Raw genomic sequence first — 24,410 nt, 5'->3', positions numbered from 1 at the left:
GTGAATCTGTGTAGGTGCGGTCGGGTGGCGCATCGCTGCCGGCCCCCATGGAGTCAGGGAGTCTCCTATGCTGGAAGATTGCAAGAATGCACTGGAACGCTGGGGTGGCGTACACAGCCTGATCGACCGTTGGCTCGACGAGCGGCGCGAGCTGCTGGTGGACTTCGTGGAGCTCAAGCAAGCTTGCGACATCGAGCTCGAAGCGGTGAGCAAGTCTCGCATCGATGCCTTCAGCGAGCTGTTGATGGATTACATCAGCGCCGGTCACTTCGAGGTCTATCCGCAATTGCGCGAGGAGTCGAAGGCCTTTGATGATCACGAGGGCCTGTTACTGGCCGATAAACTGCTTGAACGGCTGGAGATGTCGACCGAGTTGGTGCTCGATTTCGATGCCGACTATGCAAGCCCTGTGCGTTGCAAGCAGCATCTGGCACGGCTTCCCGCTTGGCTCGATCGCCTGGCCAAGGGACTGACCGAGCGCTTCACTCTCGAAGATCAGTTGATTTCTCGTCTGCACGCTGCCCACGCTCCCGAAGCAGCCCGGGCCGAAGAGCGTCAGGTATGAGCCAGCCTCCCGGCGTGGCGCCAGGCTGCTGTATTCATCACGTCGAGCCAGACGCTTAGCCTGGCGGCGCCCTCGCTCCGCCGGCTGAGTCAAGCTTTCCATGGCAATACTTCCCGAAGCCTTGGCGGCGGCGCTGGAGGTCATGCTTGCCCTTCTGCTGCTGCTCATGGCGCTGGCCTGCCTTGTCGATCGTTACCTTCGGCGTGCCTGTCGCAGTTTCGTTTGCTTTGCTGTGCTGATGGCGCTGACCTGGTGGCAACTGCGGGCGCCTTGGCTGGCGGCGGTGGAGGCCGTGCTGGGGGCGCTGTTGACGGGGTTCAGTCTCTTTTTCGCGCTGGGCTTCGGTGCGCATCATCGGCTTCCCCGTCGCGACACCTTGCCAGGCGCCTCGCCTTCCGGCGTGAGGTCGTGGTTGCTGCCGCTTACCTGGTGGTTCATGGCTGCTGCGGCCAGTCTGCTGCTTGTCGATGACGTGGGGACGAGGTTGTCGGAAGCCCTTGCGGTACTCGGCCCCCTGGCCCTGGTGGGTCTAGCCATCATCGGGCTGGGGCTCTGGGGGTTCGTTCGGCATCGCCATCTGCTGCGTCGCTTGTTGGCCTTCAATGTGCTGGGCTCCGGGATCTTTCTGGTATTGGCGGAGGTGGCCGGGCCGCGGATAGAAGCCCAGGCGCTGATCCTGACGGGATTGATCGTGGCACTGTTCGGTTCGTTGCTGGGGGCGTCACTGATCCGGCGCCTTTTCATTCTGGACGGACGCCTGGCACTCGGCAGCGGGACCGGAGGCAAGGAATGAACGCCCTGGCCGTCCTGGGTGATGAGGCACTGCATCTGACGCCATCGCTGTGGGCTGTGGTGTGGCTGATAGTGTGGGGGCCTTTGCTGCTCGGTCTGGTGGCGCTGTATTTCCCCCCGCATCGCATGCTGACGGCAGCGGCAGCCTATCTGCCGGTGATGGCCGCAACCGGCTGGCTGGTCGCTACGATCGCGGTATCGGGGCCACGACATGCCAGCCTTTCCCTCGGCGAGCTGACGCTGACCTGGTATCTCGACGGTCTCGCCATCCTCCTGCTGTTACTAACGCAAACCGTGCTGATGGCAAGCGCTGTCTTTGCCGTCGGGTATTGCCGCACGGCTGAGCTTCCATCACGACCCGCTGCCTGGCTATGGCCGCTGCTGGGGGGATTGAGTAGCGGGCTGACCTTGATCTGGATCGCCGCCGACCTGCTCTCGCTCTACGTGGGGCTCGAGCTGATGGGGCTCTGTGCCGTGGCATTGATGCTGCTGCCCGGCGAGGCCGAAGCCCTGGCCGCCGGCATGCGCTACCTGCTTTATGCGCTGGTCGGTTCGCTGGCCTGGCTGCTGGGCGTGTCGCTGTTGCTGGGTGCCTGGGGACGGCTGGACCTGGCGGGCCTGGCCGCGGTGGCCGAGCCTGGCGCGGTCACCACGCTCGCCGTGGCACTGCTCTCGGCGGGATTGCTGCTCAAGGCCTCCATCTTCCCGCTGCATGCCTGGCTTGCCCCGGTGCACGGTGCGGCCTGGATACCGGTGAGTGCGGTCCATGCGGCGCTGGTGATCAAGGCGTCGTTCGTTATTCTGCTCAAGCTGTGGTTGCTGCTGGCGCCGGGGCAGATGGCCGCTGCATGGTTACTGGGTGGCCTGGGCAGCCTGGCGGTGCTGTGGGGTGGGATTCTGGCCTGGCGCGCTCAGGGCTTGAAAGAGCTGGTGGCCTTCTCCACGGTCGGTCAGCTCGGCTACCTGATGCTGGCGTTCCCGTTGTTGATCGGCACCAGCGAGGCGGTCGCCGCGCTGGCCTGGCGGGGCACCTGGCTTCACCTCGCCGGTCACGCACTGGCCAAGGCCGCCATGTTCATGGCCGTGGGCAGTCTGGTGCTGTCCACCGGCCGCAGCAAGCTGGTCGAGCTGGCCGGCACCAGCCGGCGCTTGCCCCTGCCGTTGCTGGTCTTCGGCCTGGCCGCCGTGACGCTGATGGGCTTGCCGCCGAGTGCCGGCTTCACCGCCAAGTGGTTGCTGTTGCAGGCGGCTATACGCGGGGAGCAGTGGCTGTGGATAGGGGTGCTGGTCCTCGGGACCATGCTGACCGCTGCCTACCTCTTCCGGATGTTTCGTCATTCCTTCGACGAGCAGGCCCCGCATCTGACGTACCGGCGCCTACCGCTTGGGATGGACATGATGGCCCTGCTGCTGGCGCTGGCGGCCCTGGCATTGGGGCTGGTGGCCGACTGGCCGTTGGAGCTTCTGTGGCCGTGGGGAGGCAGGACATGAGCGGTGCCTGGTTGCCGGTCGCTACGCTTGCGACCTCGCTGCTGGCGGCAACGCTGATCTTTGCGTTGCCGGAGCGAGCCTGGCTGGCCCGGACCTCGCTCAACCTGGGCGCGGCCTTGATCAAGCTGGGCCTGGTGGGCTGGATGATCTGGGGGCTGCATCGCGGGCTCGAGTATGCCGTCGAGTTCCCGGTGGCGGCAGGGGTTAGCTTCGTGCTGCGCGCCGATGCGTTGGGCATCATGTTCGCCGGGCTCTCCTCGCTGCTGTGGCTGTTCACGACGCTCTATGCGATCGGCTATCTGGAGGACTCCCCCAATCGCAAGCGCTTCTTCGGCTTCTTCAGCCTGTGTGTCGCCAGCACGCTTGGGATCAGCCTCGCCGGTAACCTTTTTACCTTCCTGATCTTCTACGAGATGCTCACGCTCTCGACCTACCCGCTGGTTGTCCACCGGGGCACGCGCAAGGCGCTGGCCGCAGGGAGCGTCTACCTGCGCTATACGCTGAGTGGGGGGCTGGCGCTGCTGCTGGGCGTGGTGTCTTTGCACGTGCTGGCTGGCGATATCCGCTTCGGCGAGCGCGAAATCCTCGCCGACCTGGGCGCCGAGTGGTACCCGATCCTGGTGGGCCTGTTCGTGGTCATGATCCTGGGTCTGGGCGTCAAGACCGCGCTGGTGCCGCTGCATGGCTGGCTGCCCAGGGCCATGGTGGCGCCGGCGCCCGTCAGCGCCCTGCTGCATGCCGTGGCGGTGGTCAAGGCCGGTGCCTTCGGCATCGTGCGGCTGGTCTATGACGTCTATGGCATCGAGCTCAGTTACCAGCTTTGGCTATTGCACGGGCTCGTCGCCATCTCGGCGCTGACCATCCTCTACGCTTCGCTTCGCGCACTGGCCCAGCAGGAGCTCAAGGCGCGGCTGGCCTTCTCGACGGTGAGCCAGGTTTCCTACATCGTGCTCGGGGTGGGGCTATTCGGCCCGCTGTCGACCGTCGCCGCATTGTCTCATCTGCTTCACCAGGGACTGATGAAGGCGACCCTGTTCTTCTGCGCCGGCAATTACGCGGAAGAACTGGGGATTCATCGCATCGACGAACTCGACGGCGCGGGATGGCGCATGCCCCTGACGAGTCTCGCCTTCACGGTGGGGGCGCTGGGCATGATCGGCTTGCCGCCGACGGTGGGCTTCATCAGCAAATGGTACCTGGGCCTAGGCGCCGTTGAGGCCGGCATGCCCTGGTTGATCGCCGTACTGGCCGCCAGCAGCCTGCTCAATGCCGCCTATTTCCTGCCCATCCTGCAGCGTCTATGGTTTCGACCGGGCCCGGCGCATGGCCAGGGCGAGTGGCCGGACGAGCGCCGGCTGGGGCGGCTGGAAACCAGCGGCTGGCTGCTGTGGCCGACGCTGGCGACCGCTGCCTTCAGCCTGCTGGCCGGCTTTCTGGCCAGCATGCCATTCAGCCCGCTGGAATGGGCGACCCGCGTCGCCTCGCAGGAGTATTTGCTATGAGCGGCCTGCCGTTTGCCGGCGTGATCGCCGCCGCGCTGCTCTGGCCGCTATGGCTGGCGATGCGCGTGCCGCTGCGTGGCTGGGTGACGTCATCGAGCCCGTCGCGGGTCTGGCTGGACGGCTGGTGGTGCACGGCGCCACTGCCGGCGCTGGCCCTCTTGCTGCCCTGGTCAGAGCCTTCGCTGACGTTGTCATGGTGGCTGCTCGGGGGTGTCTGGTCGCTCGATGACCCGCGCCGTTCGCTGCTTGCCGTGGCGGTCGTGATGTGGGGCCTTTCCGGCCTGTATGCATGCGGCTACCTGGCGAGCGAGCAGCATCGACAGAATGCCGGCGACGACGATGCGGGGCGACGGCTACAATATTTCGCGCTGTTCTGGCCGCTGTGCCTTGCCGGCAACCTGCTGTTGATCGTCGCCGAGGATATCGCCAGCTTCTATCTGGGCTTTGCGACGATGACCTTCGCCGCCTACGCCCTGGTGGTCCATGCCGGCACGCGTGATGCCCGGACCGGCGGCCTTGCTTATCTGGTCATGGCGGTGATGGGAGAAGGCATGATCCTGGCTGGGCTCTTGTGGGCCGCCGGCAGCGCTCAGACAACCATGCTCGATGCGTTGCGCGAGGGGCTCGTCGAGGCCGAGCAGGGCGTCTGGATGGCCGCTCTCCTGTGGCTCGGCTTCGGCGTCAAGGCCGGTGTCGTGGGGCTGCACATGTGGCTGCCGCTCGCCCATCCGGTGGCACCGACGCCGGCCAGCGCCGTGCTCAGCGGTGTGATGATCAAGGCCGGCCTGCTGGGCTGGCTGATGACCTTGCCGCTAGGGCATGCCGGCGCGGGCGAGGCCTTCGTCATGCTCGGCCGGGTGATGCTGGTGGCGGGCCTGGCGGCGGCCTTCGGCGCGGCGCTGTACGGTGCCTGCCAGCCACAGCCCAAGGCGGTGCTGGCGTACTCAAGCGTCAGCCAGATGGGCATGCTCACGGCGCTGGTGGCCATGGGGTTGATCGTTCCCGACCGATGGCCGGCGCTGTTGGCCGCCGTGATCCTGTTCGCCTGTCATCATGGATTGACCAAGGGCGCGCTCTTCCTGGGGGTCGGGGTCAGTGAGCACCCACCCCGCTTGCCGAGCTGGCTGCTGTGGATCCTGCTGGTGCTGCCGGGGTTGTCACTGGCGGGAGTGCTGGGCTCGGGGCTCGCCAGCAAGTGGGCCTACAAGACGGTGTTCTACGACGCCGATCACAAGCACCTGGTGCTATGGCTCAGCCTGGCGGCGGTGGGGACGACCCTGCTGATGGCCCGCGCGCTGTGGCGGCAGTGGCGGGCCGAGCGACAGGCTCGTCACGACGACCTGATGCCACTGAGCGGTGCGATGCCGGTGGCCTGGCTGGGCAGTCTGCTGGCGGCGGCCACCTTGCCGTGGTGGCTGCCCATGGGGCGGACCGCCTGGCCGCCACCCGGTGAGCTCGTCGGGCTCTGGTGGCCGGCGGCACTGGGCGTAGCGCTGGCCGTGTCGATCGGGCTGGCGGCCCGTCAGCGTCTCCCCGGGATCATCGAGACGCTGCCGCCGGGCGATCTCTGGTGGCCGTTGGTAAGGGGCTATCGGGCGATATCGGCGAAAATGGTGCATGGCCTGTCACGACTCGGCATGTCGGTGGCGGCGGTCGTCAGGCGCCTGCAGGCGCTGGAGCGCTGGCTGATCGACGGCCTTGGCGTGTTGGCCCGCGGCGAGCAGTGGCTGGGACGCCACAGCGCGGTATTGATGATGGCCAGCGCGCTGCTGCTGGCCATCATCATGCTGGCCGCCCCTTGAGCGGCCGGGGCGAAGTAGTGAGGGCGCTAGAGGAGCTCTTCTCCCGCCAGCGCCAGTCGAGAGCGCTCGACGCTTTTCAGGGTGACGTGGCCGGCGTAGGGCCAGTTGCGAAAGCGTTGCACCACCGCCGCCATGCCGCAGGTATTGGCGGTCAGGTAGGGCGTGTCGATCTGCCCGACATTGCCCAGGCAGACGATCTTGGTGTTGCGCCCGGCGCGGGTGACCAGGGACTTGAGCTGTTTGGGCGTGAAGTTCTGGGCCTCGTCGATGATCAGGAAGGTGTCGTTGAGTGTACGTCCGCGCATGAAGCCGGGGGCGCGGATCTGCACCCGGGAGCCGAGCAGTTGGCGGGTGGCGCCGTTGTCCCAGCTGGAGCCTCCTTCCTCGTCGCGCAGCAGGTTGTCCATGTTGTCGTGGAAGGCACCCATCCACGGCGACATCTTTTCTTCCTCGGTGCCCGGCAGGAAGCCGATGTCCTCGCTCATGGTGATCGGCGCGCGGGTGAAGACGATCCGCTCGAAGCGCTTGCTGTCCAGCGTCTGCTGAAAGGCGGCCGCCAGCGTCATGAAGGTCTTGCCGGTGCCGGCACTGCCGGCGATGGTGACCAGGTCGATGTCGTCGTCCATCAGCAGATTGAGCGTGAAGTTCTGCCGGCTGTCGTGGGCATGCACGCCCCAGACGCTGGCGCCGTGCCGGTAGTTGGTCAGCAGCTCCAGGTGGGCATGCTTGGGCCCCACGTCGCGGACGATGGCCTCGAAGCTCGCGCCGTTGTCGCTGTCCGACACCAGCATGCCCAGGTGCCACTCGGGGGGGATGTCGCCGGCGAGGCGGTAGATGACGCGCTGGTCCTGGCGCTCGACGCGCACATCCACCCTCAGGCTGTCCCATAGCCCGCTGCCGTCGTGCCCGGCATCCGGGTAGATGCGTGCGCCGTCGATCATGGCGTCCGAGTCATCGAACACCCGGTCGTTGAGGTAGTCCTCCACCGGCACGCCCAGGGCCGCGGCCTTGACCCTGAGATTGATGTCCTTGGTGACCAGTATCACCGAGGCGTCGGTGCGCTCGTCGCGCAGCCGGCAGGTCTCGGCAAGGATACGATTGTCGGGGCTGTCCGCGAGCGGGTCGAGGGGTTCGAGGTCTCGGTAGCAGAGCAGGCGCAGCATACCGTCCGGGCCGGCCATGCGCTGGATGGGAATGCCGTTGCGGATCTGATCGATGTCGACATTGGCAGTCAGGTCCGACAGCGTGCGGCTGACCTGGCGGGCAGTGCGGGCGATTTCGCGGATGCCGTTCTTGTGCTTGTCGAGCTCTTCGAGAACGGTCATGGGGATGACCACTTCGTGCTCGTCGAATTGATAGAGGGCTGAGGGGTCGTGAATCAGAACGTTGGTGTCCAGCACGTAGAGTCGGGTGGCTTTCTTGTCGATGCGTACCATCGGCGCAGCTCTCCTGAATTTCACGTCGGAGACGTCACATAAGCGTCTCGTATTCGACACTGTCAGTGCGCGATGTCAGGCAGGTGACAGGGGCTCCAACGGTGCCGTGGCTCGGCGCGGTCTTCACCTCCTCTTTGGGTCAAACCTGTGGTGGGGAAACGTTGGTCATCAATCCCTGTGAACCAACACCGTAAGGGAGCCAGGAAACCTCCTGACCTGGCTCTGTGCTTAGCATGGACACAGATTTGTCATGCTGCAAAGCAATGCGGGAAAAATCTTTTCCACGCTACGGGAACCCGCCGGGCGGTGAACTCCGCGCCGGGCGCTACGGGTCTGTCTCGGTTTCGCGATAGACGCTCTCCACGTCCAGCGAGGAGACGTTTCCCAGGTCCGCGTAGTGGGCGTCGAGCCAGTCGGCAGTTGCCGCACGTCCGCGATCGCGCAGATAGCAGAGGAAGGCCCACTCGGCGTTGAGCTTGCTCGAGACCGACAGGTCCGACACGGTGTCGTCGGCGCTGATGCGATGAAACAGCGTCTCGGCGAAGCAGCCGATATCGTGATCGGCGTCGATGAGACGGCGCTGCATCATGGCGACCATGCGGACCTCCTTGATCAAAGAGGCATTGAAGGTGATCTCGTTAAGACGGTTCATGATCGCCGCGGCGCTGGTGGGCAGTTCCTCGCGATAGATGGGGTTGATCTGCACGATGACGATATCGCGCGAATCGCAATGTTCCATCAACGGAAACAGCGCCGGATTGCCGGTGTAGCCACCATCCCAGTAAGCTTCGCCATCGATCTCCACCGCCTGATAGACGGTCGGCAGGCAGGCCGACGCCATGACCGCATCGAGACTCATCTCCTCCCGCGTGAAGACCCGTTGCTTGCCGCTGCGCACGTTGGTGGCGGTGACGAACAGCTTCAGGTCCTGGCAGGCGCGCACCCGCGCGAAATCGACATGGTCGTCGACGATGTGGCGCAGAGGATTGAAATTGAACGGATTGAACTGGTAGGGCGACACCAGCCGGCTCATCAAATCCATGGCGATATAGCCGGGTGAGGTGTCGAGGCTCCATTTGCCCCGCAGGATATCCAGCGGCGTGCGCTTGACGGGGCTCGTCATGCCGGCCTGACTGACCGCACGCCAGAAACCGCTCAACGCCTCGCGCGCGGTGGATTCGTCGCCACGTGTCAGGGCGTCGGCCATCACCACGCCGTTCATGGCGCCGGCGCTGGTGCCGCTGATGCCCTCGATCTCGATTCGTTCGTCTTCCAGCAGGCAGTCCATGACGCCCCAGGTGAAGGCGCCATGGGCGCCGCCGCCCTGGAGCGCCAGGTCGATGCGCTTCTTGTCGGTCATGCCACACCCTCGGTCGCGATTTGCTGCAATGCATTAGGACAATCAGCATAGAGGTCGCGACGGGCAGCGGCCAGCTTCAGGCCTGTATCAGTACCTTTTCGCCGTCAAGGCGCAGCGGCCAGGTACGCAGGCGCAGGCCGGGATTCTCCAGACACTGGCCGTCCTCGAGCCGGAAGTGCTGCTTGTAGATCGGTGACGCCACCACGGCCTCGCCCTTGAGATCACCGACGATGCCGCGGGCGATGACATTCGCCCCGGCGATGGGGTCGTGGTGGTCGATGGCATAGAGCTCCGGCTCATGACCGGGAAGGTAGAATAGGGCCGCCTGGACGGGGCCTTCGGCGGACTCCACCCAGGCGGCAACACCGGAATAGGGCACCAGGTCGGCGCGGGTGCAGAGGGCTTGCCAGGTCTGGGGCTTAGCCGCGGTAGCAGTATTCATGAATGCTTCCTGATAGTTGGCGGGAAATCGGCGAGCGAGATGAAGCGCTAGGCGCGCGGCGCACCGAAGGCGAGACATAACTGGGTGTTAGGCGAGCCTTCGAGGTGCCGCGCAACAACGCGATTCGCTCACGCAGCGATTTCCGTTAGGCAGGGCGAAGCTGGCCGCGCTCTTCGGTCACGACGATGTCCGGGTCGGGGCGGCTGTCGTTGACGAAGCTGCGAAAGCGCTTGAGCTTTTCGGGGTCGTTCAGCGCATCGGCCCACTCGCACCGGTAGTTGTCGATGACCGTCTGCATCTGGCTTTCCAGTTCCGTGCCGATCGACAGGCTGTCGTCGATTACCACCTCCTTGAGATAGTCCAGGCCGCCCTCGAGGTTCTCGCGCCACACCGACGTGCGCTGCAGGCGATCGGCGGTGCGCACATAGAACATCAACAAGCGATCGATCAGTTGAATGAGGCGCTCGTCGTCGAGGTCGGTGGCGAACAGCTCGGCGTGGCGCGGGCGCATGCCGCCGTTACCGCATACATATAAGTTCCATCCGTTCTCGGTGGCGATCACGCCGATGTCCTTGCCCTGCGCTTCGGCACATTCGCGGGTACAGCCCGAGACGCCGAACTTGAGCTTGTGGGGCGAGCGCAGACCCTTGTAGCGCTCTTCCAAACGGATCGCCATGCCCACGCTGTCCTGAACGCCGTAACGACACCAGGTGCTGCCGACACAGGATTTCACGGTACGCAGCGACTTGGCGTAGGCGTGGCCGGTCTCGAAGCCGGCGTCGAGCAGCTCGCTCCAGATGTCCGGCAGGTCTTCCAGGCGCGCCCCGAACAGGTCGATGCGCTGGCCGCCGGTGATCTTGGTGTACAGGCCGTAGGTCTCGGCCACCCGGCCCAGCACGATCAGCTTGTCGGGGGTGATCTCGCCACCCGGGACACGCGGCACGACCGAGTAGGTGCCGTTCTTCTGCATGTTGGCCATGAAGGTGTCGTTGGTGTCCTGCAGCGGGATATGCGCGGCGTCGGTAATCGGCTCGTTGAAGCATGAGGCGAGAATCGACGCCACCGCCGGCTTGCAGATATCGCAGCCGAGGCGATGGGTATCGACGTTGCCGTGCTTCTCGATCAGCGCACCGAAGGTCTTGATGCCCTCGACCCGCACGATGTCGTAGAGCGCCTGGCGGGTATGGGCGAAGTGCTCGCAGATCGAGCGGTCGACTTCCACGCCGCGGGCTTCGAGCTCATGATCGACCACGCTCTTGAGCAGCGCCGCGCAGCCGCCGCAGCCGGTACTGGCGCGGGTGGAGCCCTTGACGGCGGCGAGGTCGGTGGCGCCGGCATCCAGCGTCGCGCAGATATCGCCCTTGCTGACGTTGTGGCAGGAGCAGATCGTCGCCGTTTCCGGCAGCGCATCGGGGCCCAGGGTCGGCGCGCCTTCGCTGCTGGGCAGGATCAGCGCGGCCGGGTCCTCGGGCAGGTCGAGCCCGTTGCTGTAGTACTGCATCAGGGTGTCGTAAACGCTGTTGTCGCCCACCAGCATGGCCCCGACCAGCCGCCTGCCGTCGCTGGAAACGACCAGCTTGCGGTACTGCTGCTTGATCTGGTCGAGATAGCGGAACATCTTGGCGCCGGGCGTGCGGTCGCCGTGGGCGTCGCCGATGGCGCCGACATCGACGCCGAGCAGCTTGAGCTTGGTGCTCATGTCGGCGCCCCGGAAGCTTTCGCCGCCCTCCAGCAGGGTGGCGGCGGCGACCTTGGCCATCTGATAGCCGGGCGCCACCAGGCCGAAGATGCTGTTGTTCCACAGCGCCACCTCGCCGATGGCGAGGACGGCCGGATCGCTGGTCAGGCACTGGTTGTCGATCACCACGCCGCCACGCTCGCCCATCTCCAGGGCGCAGTCGCGGGCGAGTTCGTCGCGAGGCCGGATGCCGGCGGAGAAGACGATCAGGTCGGTCTCCAGCACCTTGTCGTCCTGGAAGACCATGCGGTGGACGGCGTCCACGCCGTCCTCGATGCGCTGGGTCGCGCGGTCGGTGTGGACCTGCACGCCGAGGGCCTCGATCTTGTCGCGCAGCAGCTCGCCGCCCTCGCTGTCGACCTGCATGGGCATCAGGCGCGGGGCGAATTCGACCACGGCGGTGTCGAGCTCGAGCCCGCGCAGGGCGTTGGCGGCTTCCAGGCCGAGCAGGCCGCCGCCCACCACCACGCCGGTGGAGGCGCTCTCGGCGGCCTCGCGGATGGCGTCGAGATCGTCCAGGGTGCGATAGACCAGGCAGCCCGGACGGTCGCTGCCGGGCATCGGCGGCACGAAGGGATAGGAACCGGTGGCGAGCACCAACCGCTGATAACCGTAGCGGCCCTGGTCGGTAACGACCTCGCTGGCGTCGCGGTCGATGGCGGTGACCGCCTCCTGCAGGCGCAGCTCGACGCCGTTGGCGGCGTACCAGTCGGCGTCCGAGAGGGCGAGCGAGTCGGCGTCACGGCCGGTGAAGTACTCGGAGAGGTGAACCCGGTCGTAGGCACGATGGCGCTCCTCGCCGAAGACCGTGATGGTATAGCGCTCGGTGGCGCCTTGCTCGATCAGCTGCTCGACCAGGTGATGGCCGACCATGCCGTTACCGATGATGATCAATTGCGGTTTCGCGGGCGTGTTCATGCAGCCTCCTTCTGGGGGCGTTCGTGATCGTCTAAGCGGATGTCGTGAGCGTCGAGCAGCGCATCGGCATCGGCGCTGCCCAGCAGCAGGGCCTGGCGGCAGGCGCCGAGGTCGCGTCCTGCCTGGGCCTGGGCGAAATACCAGGGGCCCATGGCGGTGTCGCCGTAGAGCACGACGCCCTCGAGCCGGCCATGGCGCAGCAGCAGGCGGCGATAGTCGCCCTGGGCAGGGTCGTGGTAGCAGAGGACGTCGTGGTCGGCGTCGGGCTCGATGGGGCCGAAGGCGTAGAGCGAAATGCCGCCGATCTTGAGCTGGGTGGCGCTGGGCCTTTCGACATAGCGGGCCTGGCTGTCGGCGCCGCTGGCCTGGCTCGCCAGATGCTCGGCGAGCACCTCGACCTGGCGCCAGATCGGCTCCACCAGACCGTAGGTCGTACCCCCGAACTGGCAGCACTCGCCGAGGGCATGGATGGCCGGGTCGGAGGTGGTCAGGGTGTCGTCGACGACGATAGCCCGGTCGACCGCCAGGCCGGCCTGACGTCCCAGCTGATCGTTGGGGGTAATCCCGGCGGCGATCACCACGCAGTCGGCGGGCAGGCGCTGGCCATCCTCCAGGTGTGCCGCGACGACACGCCCCTCGGCGTTGCCCTCCAGGGTCGCCAGGCGAGCCCCGGTATGGATTTCGAGACCGCGATTGATGAGTTCGGCTTCCAGCAGGCCCGCCGCGGTGGCGTCGAGCTGACGATTCATCAAGTGGTCGGCGCGTTGCAGCACGCTGACGGCCATCTCGCCCTGGCCGCGTTTACGCAGTCCCTCGGCGGCTTCGAGCCCGAGCAGGCCGCCGCCGACGACCACGGCGTGGCCACCTTTTTTGGCGGCAGCCGTCAGCGCGGCGGCATCCTTGAGGTCGCGAAAACCGTGCACACCTGAGAGAGCGATGCCCTCGATATTCGACATCGTCGGGCGCGAGCCGGTGGCCAGGACCAGGCGATCGAAGGCGATCTGGCGGCCGGTGTCGGTGATCAGGCGCTTGGCCTGGCGATCAAGGTACGCGACCCGTTCGCCGAGGATCAGCTCGATGCCCTGCTCGGCGTACCAGTCGGCGTCATTCAGGGTCAGGCCCTCGCGATCCATGTCGCCCGCCAACAACGGCGACAGCATGATGCGGTTGTAGGCGGCGGTGGGTTCGTCGCCGAGCACGGTAATGCGCAGCGGGTCGTCGAGCCGCTTGCGCATCGCCTCGACCAGCCGATGGCCGGCCATGCCGTTGCCGACGATCACCAGGTGCTCGCCGGTGCGATGGGCTGTGTGGTGTTGGTGATGCATTGGGCTCACCTCTTTTTCGTAAACTTTTCCGTCGACTTTTCGGTCAACTGACACGAATAAAAAGACGCCTCGTCACTGCCCTGCAGAGAGGGAGAGACAAGACGTCGTTGTCCAATTTGATAAGAGATCCAGGGATCATGCGATCGCCGTTGATCGCGGGTTACCGACTAGTCATTCAAGAAGCGGGCCCATTCGCCGATAAACCGTGGTTTGTCTTTTATTATTAGTTGGTTATAACTTGAATGGTTGACGCCAACGCTGTCTATAAAGCGATAATTTGCACGTTATGGGTGCGTTGCAGCATCGAAATGCACGGGGCTATAGCACGCCGCCAGCGTGTTCTGGTCCAGGCAGCGGCCGTCATCTTTCATGTGACGATCGATCGGCTCGGCGAATCGTGCGGTGGATATCGCGTCGGGACGCAGCATGGTCAGGCCGGTGAGTCGTTGTTGGATCGGCGGGGCGTTCAGGGGCAGGGTCGGGAGATGAGAGACGGCGCGATCCAGATATGGCGGGAGGGCGAGCCAGTGGCGCGCCTGGAGGCAATGCTCGGGTGACGCTGCAAGCCAGTCGGCGGCGCTCGTCAGGGCGCGGATCAAGGCGGCGAGGGTGGCGGGGTAACGGTTTGCCCAGGAGCGCGTCACGCCGAGTACCTTTTCCGGGTGGTCCGGCCACAGCTGGTGGCCGGTCGCCACGATGCGTCCGATGTCCTGGTGTCTGGCCAGGCTGCCCCAGGGTTCACCGGCACAGAAGCCGTCGATCTCGCCCGTCTTGAGGGCGTCGACCATGCGTTGCGGTGGCAGCGCGACCAGGGTGGCGTCGCGCTCGGGATCGAGACCGTCCAGGGCCAGCCATTCGCGCAGCAGATAATGCTGGCAGGAAAAGGGATAGACCATCGCCAGGCGCAAGGGGCGTCCGGGCGAGGTGCGTCGCTGCCAATCGCCCAGTGCCCGAGCGCTCGCGGCGGGATTCTCGGTCAGGCAGGCACCGCTGGCGTCGGCCAGCGCCGGCGACAAGGTCAGGGTGTTGCCGTTTCGGCTCAGGGTGATGGGCGCCAGGGTATCGCAGGGCGCTCGGCCGAGCCCCAGGCTCATCGCCAGCGGCATCGGCGCGAGCATATGGGCGCCATCGAGCAGGCCGGCGGCGACCTTGTCGCGCAGCGTCGACCAGGCATTTTCGCGTGACAGCGAGACGTCCAGGCCCTGCTCGGCGAAGAAGCCGCGCTCGCGGGCGATGACCGGCAGCGCGGCATCCAGCAATGGAATGAAACCCAGGGTCAGACGCGCGAGTTCAGGCGTCGAGCTCTGGTGGGGTGAGGATTCGGGTAGCGATGGAGTCGTCATGTGAGGCTCTTATTCCGGCGATCGAAGGTCCAGGCGTTCGAGAATGGCGACGACGCTGTCGGCCACCTCGGCGATGCGCTGGCCACGGTCCATGGCCAGCTTGCGGAGCATGCGGTAGGCCTGCTCCTCGTCGCAGTCCTGATGTTTCATCAACAGGCCCTTGGCGCGTTCGATGCGCTTGCGCTCGACCAGTTGGTTACGTGTCTTGTCGAGCTCCTGGCGCATCGACTGGAAGGCGTCGAAGCGGACGATGGCCACGTCGATAATCGCCTTGACCCGGCCGGCCACCAGGCCATCGACCACATAGGCACTGACGCCGGACTTCAATGCCGCCTGCAGGGTGTCGGGGTCGTGCTGGTCGGCAAAGAAGACTACGGGTCTGGGGTTTTCGCGGTGGAGCAGCGCCATGCTGTCGAGGGTGTCGCGGTCCGGCGATTCCATGTCGATGATCACCACATCGGGCTGATGACGAACGACCATCTCGTTGAGGCTCGCGGGACTCTGCAGGCGACAGACGACCGCGTGGCCGTCGTTGGACAAGGCTTCCTCGACCATGGCGGCGCGGACGACTTCATCATCGACCAGCAGGATCTTCAGGGGTGGTGACATGGACTCTTATCGCTCGTAGGGATGTTTCGCCCTTGTCCTGCAAGATGCATTCCACGCTTTATCTGAAAACTGCCTGCGCTCGGTCATACGGCGTTAAAAATTGGCTCAAAATACTCATTTACACCGCGTAAACTCCGCCTTTTCGCCGATTTTTGCCTTGTCTGGCCTTCGCTCGACGACTTTTCCGACAAAGCTCAGTGTTGTCTTGAGCCGCGGCCAGCGGGATTGGCATGAGCGGGCGGTGGTCGAGCGCGGCGATATTGCACCGCAGCAGTGCATGAGCTGTCGCGCAGCTGGCGCTTGTGGTGCAGCGGCGCGCCGGTGGCGTTTCCCTTGCGACTCTTCAACCGCCTGGGAGTGGGGCTTGGGTATTTCTGGCACAGGGATTGCTTACTCATAGGCAGTCATACATCGGAGAGGCAGTGTCGTCTCTCTTAAAGGCAACGACTAAAGGCAACGACGCCCATCACAGGGCTCCTCCGGGAGTCGTGGTGGGCGTCGTCGTTTATAGGCCTAACACCTCGAGGAGGTCGTCATGCATCAGGCCCGAACCACCTGCCCCTACTGCGGCGTCGGCTGCGGTGTGCTGGCTCAGGTCGACGGCGGCCGGATCACTGGCGTCGCTGGCGATGGCGAACATCCCGCCAACTACGGCCGATTGTGCGTCAAGGGCTCGGCCCTGCACGAGACGCTTGGCGACCACGGCCGCCTGCTGCGACCCCGGGTCGACGGTGTGGAAGTGAATTGGGACACGGCCCTGGAAACGGTAGCCGAACGCCTCTCGAGCGTGCGTCGGGCGCACGGCAATCAGGCCGTATCGGCCTACCTGTCCGGTCAGTTGCTGACCGAGGACTACTACGTCGCCAACAAGCTCTTCAAGGGCTTTCTGGGCACGCCGCATCTGGATACCAATTCGCGGCTGTGCATGGCCTCGGCGGTGGCGGCGCACAAGCGTGCCTTCGGTGCCGACGCCGTGCCTTGCTGCTACGAGGATCTCGAGGAGGCCGAGCTGGTGGTGCTGGTGGGCTCCAATCTGGCCTGGAACCACCCGGTGCTGTATCAGCGCCTGCGCACTGCCAAGAGCCGCAATCCGTTGTTGCGCGTGGTGGTGATCGACCCGCGCGTCACCGACAGCTGCGAGATCGCCGATCTCTATCTCGGCCTGGCGCCGGGTACCGACGCCCGGCTGTTCAACGGCCTGCTGGCCTGGATGGCCGACAAGGGGCGGCTGGACACCATCTACCTGGAAAGGCATACCCAGGGCCTGGCGGACGCCCTGGCCGCGGCCCGCGAAGACGATACCTCGGTGGCGGCCATCGCCGCCGACTGCGATGTCGATCCGGAGCGGCTGGAAACCTTCTTCTTCTGGTTCGCCAGTCAGTTGCACGTGGTGACGCTGTTCTCCCAGGGCATCAACCAGTCCTCGAGCGGCACCGACAAGGCGGGCGCCATCATCAATTGCCATCTGGCGGGCGGCAAGATCGGCCTGCCCGGCGCCGGCCCCTTCTCGATCACCGGCCAACCCAACGCCATGGGCGGCCGCGAGGTGGGCGGGCTTGCCAACCAGCTCGCCGCGCACATGGATTACCCCACACCGGGCGCCTTCGACCGGGTCACGCGATTCTGGTCCACCCCGACGCAGATACCGACCTTGCCCGACGGGCCCGGCCACAAGGCCATCGCGCTCTTCGAGGCGATCGAACGGGGAGAGGTAAAAGCGGTATGGATCATGGCCACCAACCCGGCGGTCAGCCTGCCCGACAGCAATCGCGTGCGCCATGCGCTCGCCCAGTGCCCGCTGGTGATCGTCTCCGAGTGTGCGGCGGCGACCGACCTGCTGCCCTACGCCGATATCGTGCTGCCCACTTCCGGCTGGTCGGAAAAGGACGGCACCGTCACTAACTCCGAGCGCTGCATCTCGCGCCAGCGCGGGTTGCTGCCGCCGCCGGGCGAGGCGCGCCACGACTGGTGGATCATGGTCGAAGTGGCCAAGCGGCTGGGGTTCGGCGAGGCCTTCGCCTATGGCCATCCCGGTGAGATCTTCGACGAGCATGCTCGCCTGTCGGGCTTCGAGAACGCTCCCGAAGGAGAGGGCCACCGCGCGTTCGACATTTCCGGCCTCGCCGGGCTCGGCCGTGAAGGCTACGACGCCCTGGCGCCCATCCAATGGCCGGTGACGGCCAAGGCGCCTCACGGCACATCACGGTTGTTCGAGGATGGCCGCTTCGCCACCCCGGATGGCCGGGCGCGACTGGTGGCGGTGCGCCCCCGCGGTCCCGTTCAGAGGCTCAGCACGGCGCGCCCGCTGCGCCTCAATACCGGCCGGGTGCGTGACCAGTGGCACACAATGACCCGCACCGGCCGCGCGCCACGGCTGATGAACCATCGGGCCGAGCCGTTCATCGAAGTGCACCCAGACGATGCCGCCGCGCATGGCGTCAACGACCAACAGCTGGCCCGCCTGCAGGGGGCGGGAGGCGACTATGTGGCGCGGGTACGCCTTGCCAACGGCCAGCGGCGCGGCGAGGTCTTCGTGCCCATGCACTGGACCGACCAGTTCAGTGGCATGGCGCGCATGGGCGCGCTGCTCGCGGCCCATCTGGACCCGCTGTCGGGCCAGCCGGAGCTCAAGCACGGCACTGTCTCGCTCGCCCCCTGCCATCCCCAGTGGGAGGCCACCCTGGTGGTAGCCCCTGGCGTGCCGGTCGGCGACGCCATCCTCGACCATAGCGCCTACTGGGCGCGCATTCCGCTGGCGCATTGCCAGCGCTGGCAGCTGGCCGGAGCGCCCCAGGCGTCCGAAGCAACCCGGGACTGGTTGGCCTGGCTGGCCGAACACCTGCCCGACCCCGTTGCGCTGTGGAGCGAGGACCCGTCGAGTGGCCGGTTGCGCGCCGCCGGCCTCGCCGATGATCGCCTGCGCTGGTGGTTGATGGTCGGCCCCCCGGCAGAGCTGCCAGGGCTGGCCTGGCTGGATGCTCGCTTCGATGAGGCGGCGCAGGGTCAGGCCCTGAGTGTCGAGCGCCGGCGTCGGCTGCTGGCCGGCTGCGACGACGGCAATGCCGCTAGCGGACCGCTGGTCTGCAGCTGCCACCAGGTCGGCCAGGCCGCTATCGTCGCCGCCATCCGTGCCGGCGACACCAGCGTCGAGGCGCTCGGGGCGCGGCTGGCCTGCGGCACCCAGTGCGGTAGCTGTCTTCCCGAATTGAAATCCCTTATCGAAGAGTCCCTTATCAAAGAAAGTACCGAAGAGGAGGGGAGTCATGCGCATTCTCAATCAAAGCCCGAAGCCATCAATGTGGCTTGAACGCTTGAATGGCCGGGTTCGGCGCCTCTTTATCGCCTGAGCCGCCATGCAATACCGCCGCAGCCGTCATGCTGGCAATTTACAGATCTCTGATCAGTTCCGGTTCCGCGTTGTCCAGTTGCAGGTAGCGTGGATCGAAGTCGGCGTATTCCTTGATCCCCGCCCAGTCCTTGATATCCAGAATTCGGTTCTCAAAGGTGATCAGGCCCTCCGCGCGCAGCCGCTTCATGACGCGGTTGGTATGGATATGGGTGATGCCCATGGCCTCGCCCAGTTGGGCTTGCGTGAGCGGCAGATGAAAGCAGTGATCCACCGTAAGCCCGGCGGCCCGGGCGCGGATGAGCAGCTCACAGAGCAGGTGCGCAAGACGCTGGTGGGAGGCGCGCGAGCCCACGTTGATCAACCATTCCTGCAGGATCGAGATTTCATTGAACGCCAGCCAGTTGAAGGAGCGAGTCAGGCGAATATGATTTCGGTAGATGCCTTCAATCCTGTCATGCGGAATATAGGCAATGACGGAGGGCACGAGAGTGCCAATGGAGTATTCGATCTTCTGGGTCAGGTTGGTATGCAGGTTGCAGAAATCGCCGGGAATCTGGAAGTTGAGTGTCTGTACCTTCCCGTGTCTGTTCGTCCGGTAGCGACTCACCCAGCCCTTGACGACAAGATAGACATGGTTTGCCGTGCTATCTTCCCGAATCACGTCCTCGTCCTTGCCGAAGGCTCTTTCCTCGCACACCGCACCTTCGAGTAATTTAATATCCTCTGAGGTGTGGGTCTGGAAATTGTTCAACTTCGTCACGAGAGGTTTGATGGAGTCGTTTATGTAACCACCTGCTTGATTAACGTTGGTTCCCTCAACGGTAACGCCGTAAGAAATAGTAACCTAGGTTAACAGTGTAGGGTAAAAACGCAGTCGTAACTCGTTACCTTGGCGTAAAAGTTGCTGTTTTACGGCGGATATCATGCTTTCTCGCTGCTTAATAAAATAACGTCATTTTTATCAGGCAATTAGCCTAGGCATGGCGTAGCTAATAAAAGGCCCGGCCTTGCGCGAAGACCGGGCCAACGCTTCCAGCATCCTCCCTGTCGCCTCTTCGCGAACCTCCTGTCCGCGCTCCTTGGCAGATGGGCCTTCCTGGCCCGAGCTTCCTTGCGTGAGCGCTCCATGCTCAACGGATTCCAGTATGTCCGCTAAAAACGCTATGTACGTTAATGCACATTAAATTCTCGTATAAATTACTAAAGAGTTAGTTGAGCCAATGCTATGTTTAATTCATTGATATAACGTAGGTTATAAATTCTCATTCGATAGGCGGAGTCGGACGAACCAGTATTTCGTTGACATCGACATGGGGTGGCTGACCCAGGGCATACAGCACGGCATTGGCGATATCGCGATCCTGCAGGGCATGGCTCGGGGGCTCATCGAAGAACGGCGTGTCGACCATTCCGGGTTCGATCAGGGTGACGCGGATGCCGCTGCCGCGAAGCTCCTCGCGAAGGTTGTAGCCAATCCCGGTCACGGCCCACTTGGAAGCGCTGTACATCGAGCCCGGGATGGTGGCACGACCCGCCGCCGAGCCGGTCAGCAACACATGGCCGCGGCTCTTGCGCAGGGCGGGCAGGGTGGCCTGCAGCGTCAACCCGACACCGTAGACGTTGGTGAGGATCATCTCCCGCCAGCCGTCATGATCGGCGCCACTGAAACCGCCCGGTGTCCCGCCGCGGCCGGCGTTGGCAAAGACCCCATCGATGCGCCCGAAGCGCTCCAGTGCCTCTTCTACCATAGCCTCCTGCTGCGCCATGACGGTGACATCAACGCTGACACAGAGCACGTTCTCTGGCCCGAGCTCTCTTGCCAGTGCCTCGAGCTTATCGGTGGAACGGGCGGCCAGCACCAGTTGGTAGCCTTCACGAGCGGCGGCGCGAGCCGTGGCGGCGCCGATGCCGCTCGAGGCGCCGGTGATCAACAAGACGCGATCCTGCATGACACTTTCCTCCATGACATTTTCCTCTTGCCGGAAAAGTTATCAGCATGGTCAGTTGTCGACGGTGGCGCAAACCCTCCGTACATCAAAAGGCCGCCCCGAGAGGGCGGCCTTCCGATACGGCCAAGGCCGTTAGCGCAGCGACAGGGCGCCGGCGCCGGTGTCCTCACCTGCGGCGTCCGCGTAGGCCTTGGCCTCCTCGGCTTCCACTTCAGGGGAAAAGCGCACCACGAGGACACACAGCGAGGCGATAATGACCGCGATTCCCAGGTAGAAGAGCCCTTGCTGGTAGCTGAGCGATTCGGAGCGAAACAGGAAGCCGGCCGCCACCGCCCCGGCGTTACCGCCCGCGCCGACAATGCCGGCCACGGCGCCCAGGGCGCGCTTGTTGATGAAGGGGACGATGCCGAACGTGGCGCCCTCGGCCATCTGCACGAACAGGCTGAAGACCAGCATGATCGCGATGGCCAGCGTCAGCACATGCATCTGCGAGAAGAACAGCAAGGCGACGCCTTCGCAGAGCATGGCGATGAACAACCAGCGTACCCGTCCCTTCAGGCCACCCTTGCTGGCGAAGAGGTCGGAGAAGATGCCGCCCAGGGTGCGGGCGAAGAGATTCATCAACCCGAACAGGCCGGCAATCATGCCGGCGGTGGCCAGCGTCAGGTCGAAATTGTCGAAGAAATAGATGGCGGCGATGTTGTTGATGGTCAACTCAACGCCGAAGCAGGCGGCATAGACCACGAACAACGCCCAGACGCGGTAATCCTTCGCGGCGGCCATGAAGGTCTGGGCGGCGCCACTTTCGCCGCTCGCCGCCGGCAGCTCGCCCCTGGCCCGCAGCTCCGCGAAGTTGCCGTTGGGGGCGTCCTGGGTGAAGAAGTAGTAACAAACACCGGTGACGAACAGCACGATACCCGGCACCACCATGGCCAGCCGCCAGCCGAAGGCTTCGTTGACCCCGAGCATCAACAGCCCCGAGAAGATCAGCGGCATCAGGATCTGGGTGGTGCCGCCGCCGAGATTGCCCCAGCCGGCGGAGGTGGCGTTGGCCGTTCCCACCACATTGGGCGCGAACATGATCGACGTATGGTACTGCGTGATGACGAAGGAGGCGCCAATGGCACCGATGGCCAGGCGCGCCAGGAAGAAGGACTCGAAGCTGTCGGCGAAGCCGATCGCCATCACCGGCAGCGAGCCCAGGCAGAGCAGCCAGGTATAGGCGCGGCGCGGCCCGATACGATCGCAGAGCACGCCGATCAACAGGCGCACGACGATGGTGATCGCCACCGAGGCGATGATGGTGTTGCCGATCTGAGTCTTGGTCAGACCGAGGTCGTCACGTACCACCGCCATCAGCGGGGCGATGCCGAACCAGCCGAAGAAGCAGATATGGAAGGCGAACCACGAGAAGTGGAAGGCGCGCATTTGCGGAGTGTTGAAACTGAACAGGCGAATCCTGTTCGCTTTATTGAGAATTTCCATAGGGCAGGCCTCGCGTGGCGGAGTAGCGAATCCGGGAACGTGTCCTTCGGCGTTGAAGGTCAGGTTCGACGCACTCGTACCCCCGTCATTCGACGCCTAGGGAGCCTGGTCCACGCCTACCAATATCTACTCAGTTAGATAGCAGTATTTCGGCCATTTTTTATAAAATACTTTAATAACAATTACCTACGGCGAGGGGTGGTCTGCTTGTATTTGTATGGCAGCGCTGCTGCGCTGCAAGATGAAGCACGAGGGGTGGGGCATGCGCTGCCCTGGTGCTTGGGTGGCCGTGCTTGGACAGCCGTGCTTATAGACAAGCGTGCTTGGACAAGCCGTGCCTACTGATAACCCCGCGCCTGGAGGCGAAACAGGCGGGCGTAGCGGCCGTTGGCTGCCATCAGGTGGTCGTGATCGCCCTGCTCGATGATCTCGCCGCCGTCCACCACCAGGATATGATCGGCAGCACGGACGGTGGAAAAGCGATGCGAGATCAGCACCGTCATCTTGTCGCGGCTGTGCTCGCGGAAGTCGGCGTACACGGCCGCCTCGGCGGCGGCGTCCATGGCCGCGGTGGGTTCATCGAGCACCAGGATGTCGGCACTGTCGCGCATCCAGGCCCGCGACAGGGCAATCTTCTGCCATTGACCGCCCGAGAGTTCCTGCCCGCCCTTGAACCAGCGACCCAGCTGCGTGTGATAGCCATCCGGCATCGCGTTGATGAAGTCGTCGGCCAGCCCGCGCTGGGCGGCATCCTTCCAGCGTGTCTCGTCGGTAAAGGCCTCGACATCGCCGGCGCCCAGGTTCTCGCCCACCTTCATCTGGTAGCGCACGAAATCCTGGAAGATTACCCCGATGCGCCGACGCAGACAGCGAATATCCCAGTCGCCAAGATCGCTGCCATCGAGCAGGATGCGGCCTTCGCTGGGAACGTATAAGCGGGTGAGCAGCTTGATCAGGGTGGTCTTGCCCGAGCCGTTGGCGCCCACCAGCGCCAGGCTGTGGCCAGGCAGGAGATGAAGGCTGATGTGTTTCAGCGCGGGCGTCTGAGCCCCGGGGTAGGTGAAGCTGACGTTCTCGAAGCGGATACCGTCGCCGGGGCTGGCGCCCTGGGTGAGTGTGCCGGCCTCGGCGGCCACCGGTTGCTCGAGATACTCATAGAGGTTCGACAGGTAGAGGTTGTCTTCGTACATGCCGCCGATGGCCGTGAGGCTTGCCGACAGGGCCGCCTGGCCCTGCTTGAAGACCATCAGGTACATGGTCATCTGCCCGAGCGTCAGCCGCCCGGTGACCGTCTCGATCACCACCCAGGCATAGGCACCGTAGAAGGCCAGGGTGCCCAGCAGGCCGAGCAGGAACCCCCAGCTCTCGCGGCGAAGCGTCAGCCGGCGGTCCTCGCGGTAGAGTGTCGTGAAGATGTCGCGGTAACGGCCCAGCAGCAGCGGCTCCAGGCCGAATAGCTTGACCTCCTTGATGCTGTCCTCGCGGGCCAGCACGGTTTCCAGGTACATCTGCATGCGCGTTTGGGGCGAGCGCCAGCGAAACAGGCGGAACGCATCGCCGGAGAACTTGGCCTCGGAGAGAAAGACCGGCAGCGCGCCGATCGTCAGGACCAGCAGCGCCCACGGCGAGAAGCCCACCAGCAAGACGCCGAAGCTCGCCAGCGAGATGGCGTTCTGGGCCAGCGCGAAGGTCTTGTTGACCAGGCCGAGCGGACGCGTCGAGGCTTCGCGCCGCGCCCGGGTCAGCTTGTCGTAGAACTCCGAGTCCTCGAACTGCGTGAGCGAGAGCTCGCCGGCCTTCTCGAGGATCATCACATTGACCTTCTGGCCCAGCAGGGCGCGCAACAGCGACTGCTGGGCCGAGAGGCCGCGCTGGGCCAGGGCGATCAGGGTGATGACGCCGGCCTCGGCCAGCACATAGCGCAGCACGCTCCACCATTCCACCTGTCCCGTCTCGCGGTGCATCTCCATGGCGGCGACCACGGCGTCGACGATCAACTGCCCGAGCCAGGCTGCGACCGCAGGCAGGACGCCGGCGACCAGCGTGCAGAGCGCCAGCCCCAGCGTCAGCGGACGCGAGGTCTGCCAGACCAGGCCCAGCGCCCGGCGGCTGTAGCGGAACACGCCGAAAAATCGGGCCAGGCGGCTACCCTCGGCGGGCGGGGCAGGGGACGTGCTCGATGAGACCAAACGGAAGACTCCCGGCCTGGAGGGCGACAGTGAAGCGTGGAGGGGGCGATAGTCTACCCAAACCAAGCGCCCCGCTTCGAGAGGAGCGGGGCGCTTGGGGTGTCGCGAGCTATTC

The 24,410-nt window shown here is 64.8% G+C and carries 17 protein-coding genes; 6 read left to right on the top strand and 11 right to left on the bottom strand.

Annotated features, from left to right (window positions below):
- Nucleotides 1–67: 67 nt before the first annotated feature.
- The 5 genes from rsd to BM341_RS03685 all read left to right on the top strand — a co-directional run bounded on the left by rsd (nt 68) and on the right by BM341_RS03685 (nt 6,152).
- Nucleotides 68–565 carry a sigma D regulator gene (gene rsd, locus BM341_RS03705; protein ID WP_089793037.1) on the top strand — a complete coding sequence of 166 codons (498 nt, stop codon included), beginning with the start codon at nt 68–70 and terminating at the stop codon, nt 563–565.
- 100 nt (nt 566–665) lie between these two features.
- Entirely contained in the window at nt 666–1,358 is a 693-nt protein-coding gene (locus BM341_RS03700; protein WP_245784146.1) for an NADH-quinone oxidoreductase subunit K, read from the top strand.
- Nucleotides 1,355–2,848, top strand: a complete 1,494-nt coding sequence (locus BM341_RS03695; protein WP_089793035.1) for a complex I subunit 5 family protein — start codon at nt 1,355–1,357, stop codon at nt 2,846–2,848. The genes BM341_RS03700 and BM341_RS03695 overlap by 4 nt, the downstream gene beginning before the upstream one ends.
- Nucleotides 2,845–4,350 (top strand): complex I subunit 5 family protein, encoded by a 1,506-nt coding sequence (locus BM341_RS03690; RefSeq protein ID WP_089793033.1) that lies wholly within the window; start codon nt 2,845–2,847, stop codon nt 4,348–4,350. The genes BM341_RS03695 and BM341_RS03690 overlap by 4 nt, the downstream gene beginning before the upstream one ends.
- Nucleotides 4,347–6,152, top strand: a complete 1,806-nt coding sequence (locus BM341_RS03685; RefSeq protein WP_089793030.1) for a complex I subunit 5 family protein — start codon at nt 4,347–4,349, stop codon at nt 6,150–6,152. Before BM341_RS03690 ends, BM341_RS03685 begins: the two co-directional genes overlap by 4 nt.
- Nucleotides 6,153–6,178: 26 nt before the next feature.
- On the opposite strand, the gene BM341_RS03680 is transcribed toward BM341_RS03685, so the two are convergent.
- From BM341_RS03680 to BM341_RS03650, 7 genes are all read right to left on the bottom strand, one after another.
- Nucleotides 6,179–7,588: a PhoH family protein gene (locus BM341_RS03680; RefSeq protein WP_089793029.1), complete on the bottom strand. Its 1,410-nt coding sequence runs from the start codon at nt 7,586–7,588 to the stop codon at nt 6,179–6,181.
- A 325-nt stretch (nt 7,589–7,913) separates the two neighbouring features.
- Nucleotides 7,914–8,948 (bottom strand): patatin-like phospholipase family protein, encoded by a 1,035-nt coding sequence (locus BM341_RS03675; protein WP_089793027.1) that lies wholly within the window; start codon nt 8,946–8,948, stop codon nt 7,914–7,916.
- Between the two features lie 76 nt (nt 8,949–9,024).
- Nucleotides 9,025–9,390 (bottom strand): nitrite reductase small subunit NirD, encoded by a 366-nt coding sequence (nirD, locus tag BM341_RS03670; RefSeq protein WP_089793025.1) that lies wholly within the window; start codon nt 9,388–9,390, stop codon nt 9,025–9,027.
- Between the two features lie 145 nt (nt 9,391–9,535).
- Nucleotides 9,536–12,046, bottom strand: a complete 2,511-nt coding sequence (gene nirB / locus BM341_RS03665; protein WP_089793023.1) for a nitrite reductase large subunit NirB — start codon at nt 12,044–12,046, stop codon at nt 9,536–9,538.
- Entirely contained in the window at nt 12,043–13,371 is a 1,329-nt protein-coding gene (locus BM341_RS03660) for an NAD(P)/FAD-dependent oxidoreductase (RefSeq protein WP_089793021.1), read from the bottom strand. The genes nirB and BM341_RS03660 overlap by 4 nt, the downstream gene beginning before the upstream one ends.
- A 284-nt stretch (nt 13,372–13,655) precedes the next feature.
- Nucleotides 13,656–14,714 (bottom strand): CmpA/NrtA family ABC transporter substrate-binding protein, encoded by a 1,059-nt coding sequence (locus BM341_RS03655; RefSeq protein WP_089793019.1) that lies wholly within the window; start codon nt 14,712–14,714, stop codon nt 13,656–13,658.
- Nucleotides 14,715–14,723: 9 nt separating this feature from the next.
- Nucleotides 14,724–15,323, bottom strand: coding sequence for an ANTAR domain-containing response regulator (locus BM341_RS03650; RefSeq protein WP_089793017.1), 600 nt, complete (start codon nt 15,321–15,323; stop codon nt 14,724–14,726).
- A 535-nt stretch (nt 15,324–15,858) separates the two neighbouring features.
- On the opposite strand from BM341_RS03650, the gene BM341_RS03645 reads away from it, so the two are divergent.
- Complete coding sequence (locus tag BM341_RS03645) at nt 15,859–18,630, top strand: nitrate reductase (protein WP_089793015.1); 2,772 nt, start codon at nt 15,859–15,861, stop codon at nt 18,628–18,630.
- Nucleotides 18,631–18,709: 79 nt separating this feature from the next.
- Here BM341_RS03645 and BM341_RS03640 read toward each other — a convergent pair whose 3' ends face one another.
- The 4 genes from BM341_RS03640 to BM341_RS03625 form a co-directional block, all read right to left on the bottom strand.
- On the bottom strand, nt 18,710–19,423 hold the full coding sequence (locus BM341_RS03640; protein WP_139232967.1) for a Crp/Fnr family transcriptional regulator: 714 nt from the start codon (nt 19,421–19,423) through the stop codon (nt 18,710–18,712).
- A 511-nt stretch (nt 19,424–19,934) separates the two neighbouring features.
- Nucleotides 19,935–20,621, bottom strand: coding sequence for an SDR family oxidoreductase (locus tag BM341_RS03635; RefSeq protein WP_089793426.1), 687 nt, complete (start codon nt 20,619–20,621; stop codon nt 19,935–19,937).
- A 132-nt stretch (nt 20,622–20,753) separates the two neighbouring features.
- Nucleotides 20,754–22,106 (bottom strand): NarK family nitrate/nitrite MFS transporter, encoded by a 1,353-nt coding sequence (locus tag BM341_RS03630; protein ID WP_089793010.1) that lies wholly within the window; start codon nt 22,104–22,106, stop codon nt 20,754–20,756.
- Nucleotides 22,107–22,444: 338 nt separating this feature from the next.
- Nucleotides 22,445–24,295 (bottom strand): ABC transporter ATP-binding protein, encoded by a 1,851-nt coding sequence (locus BM341_RS03625; protein ID WP_281246478.1) that lies wholly within the window; start codon nt 24,293–24,295, stop codon nt 22,445–22,447.
- Nucleotides 24,296–24,410: the final 115 nt, after the last annotated feature.

This window comes from Halomonas korlensis (assembly GCF_900116705.1).
In the GTDB taxonomy this organism is placed as follows: domain Bacteria; phylum Pseudomonadota; class Gammaproteobacteria; order Pseudomonadales; family Halomonadaceae; genus Halomonas; species Halomonas korlensis.
This window is presented reverse-complemented; position numbering and strand designations above follow the sequence as displayed.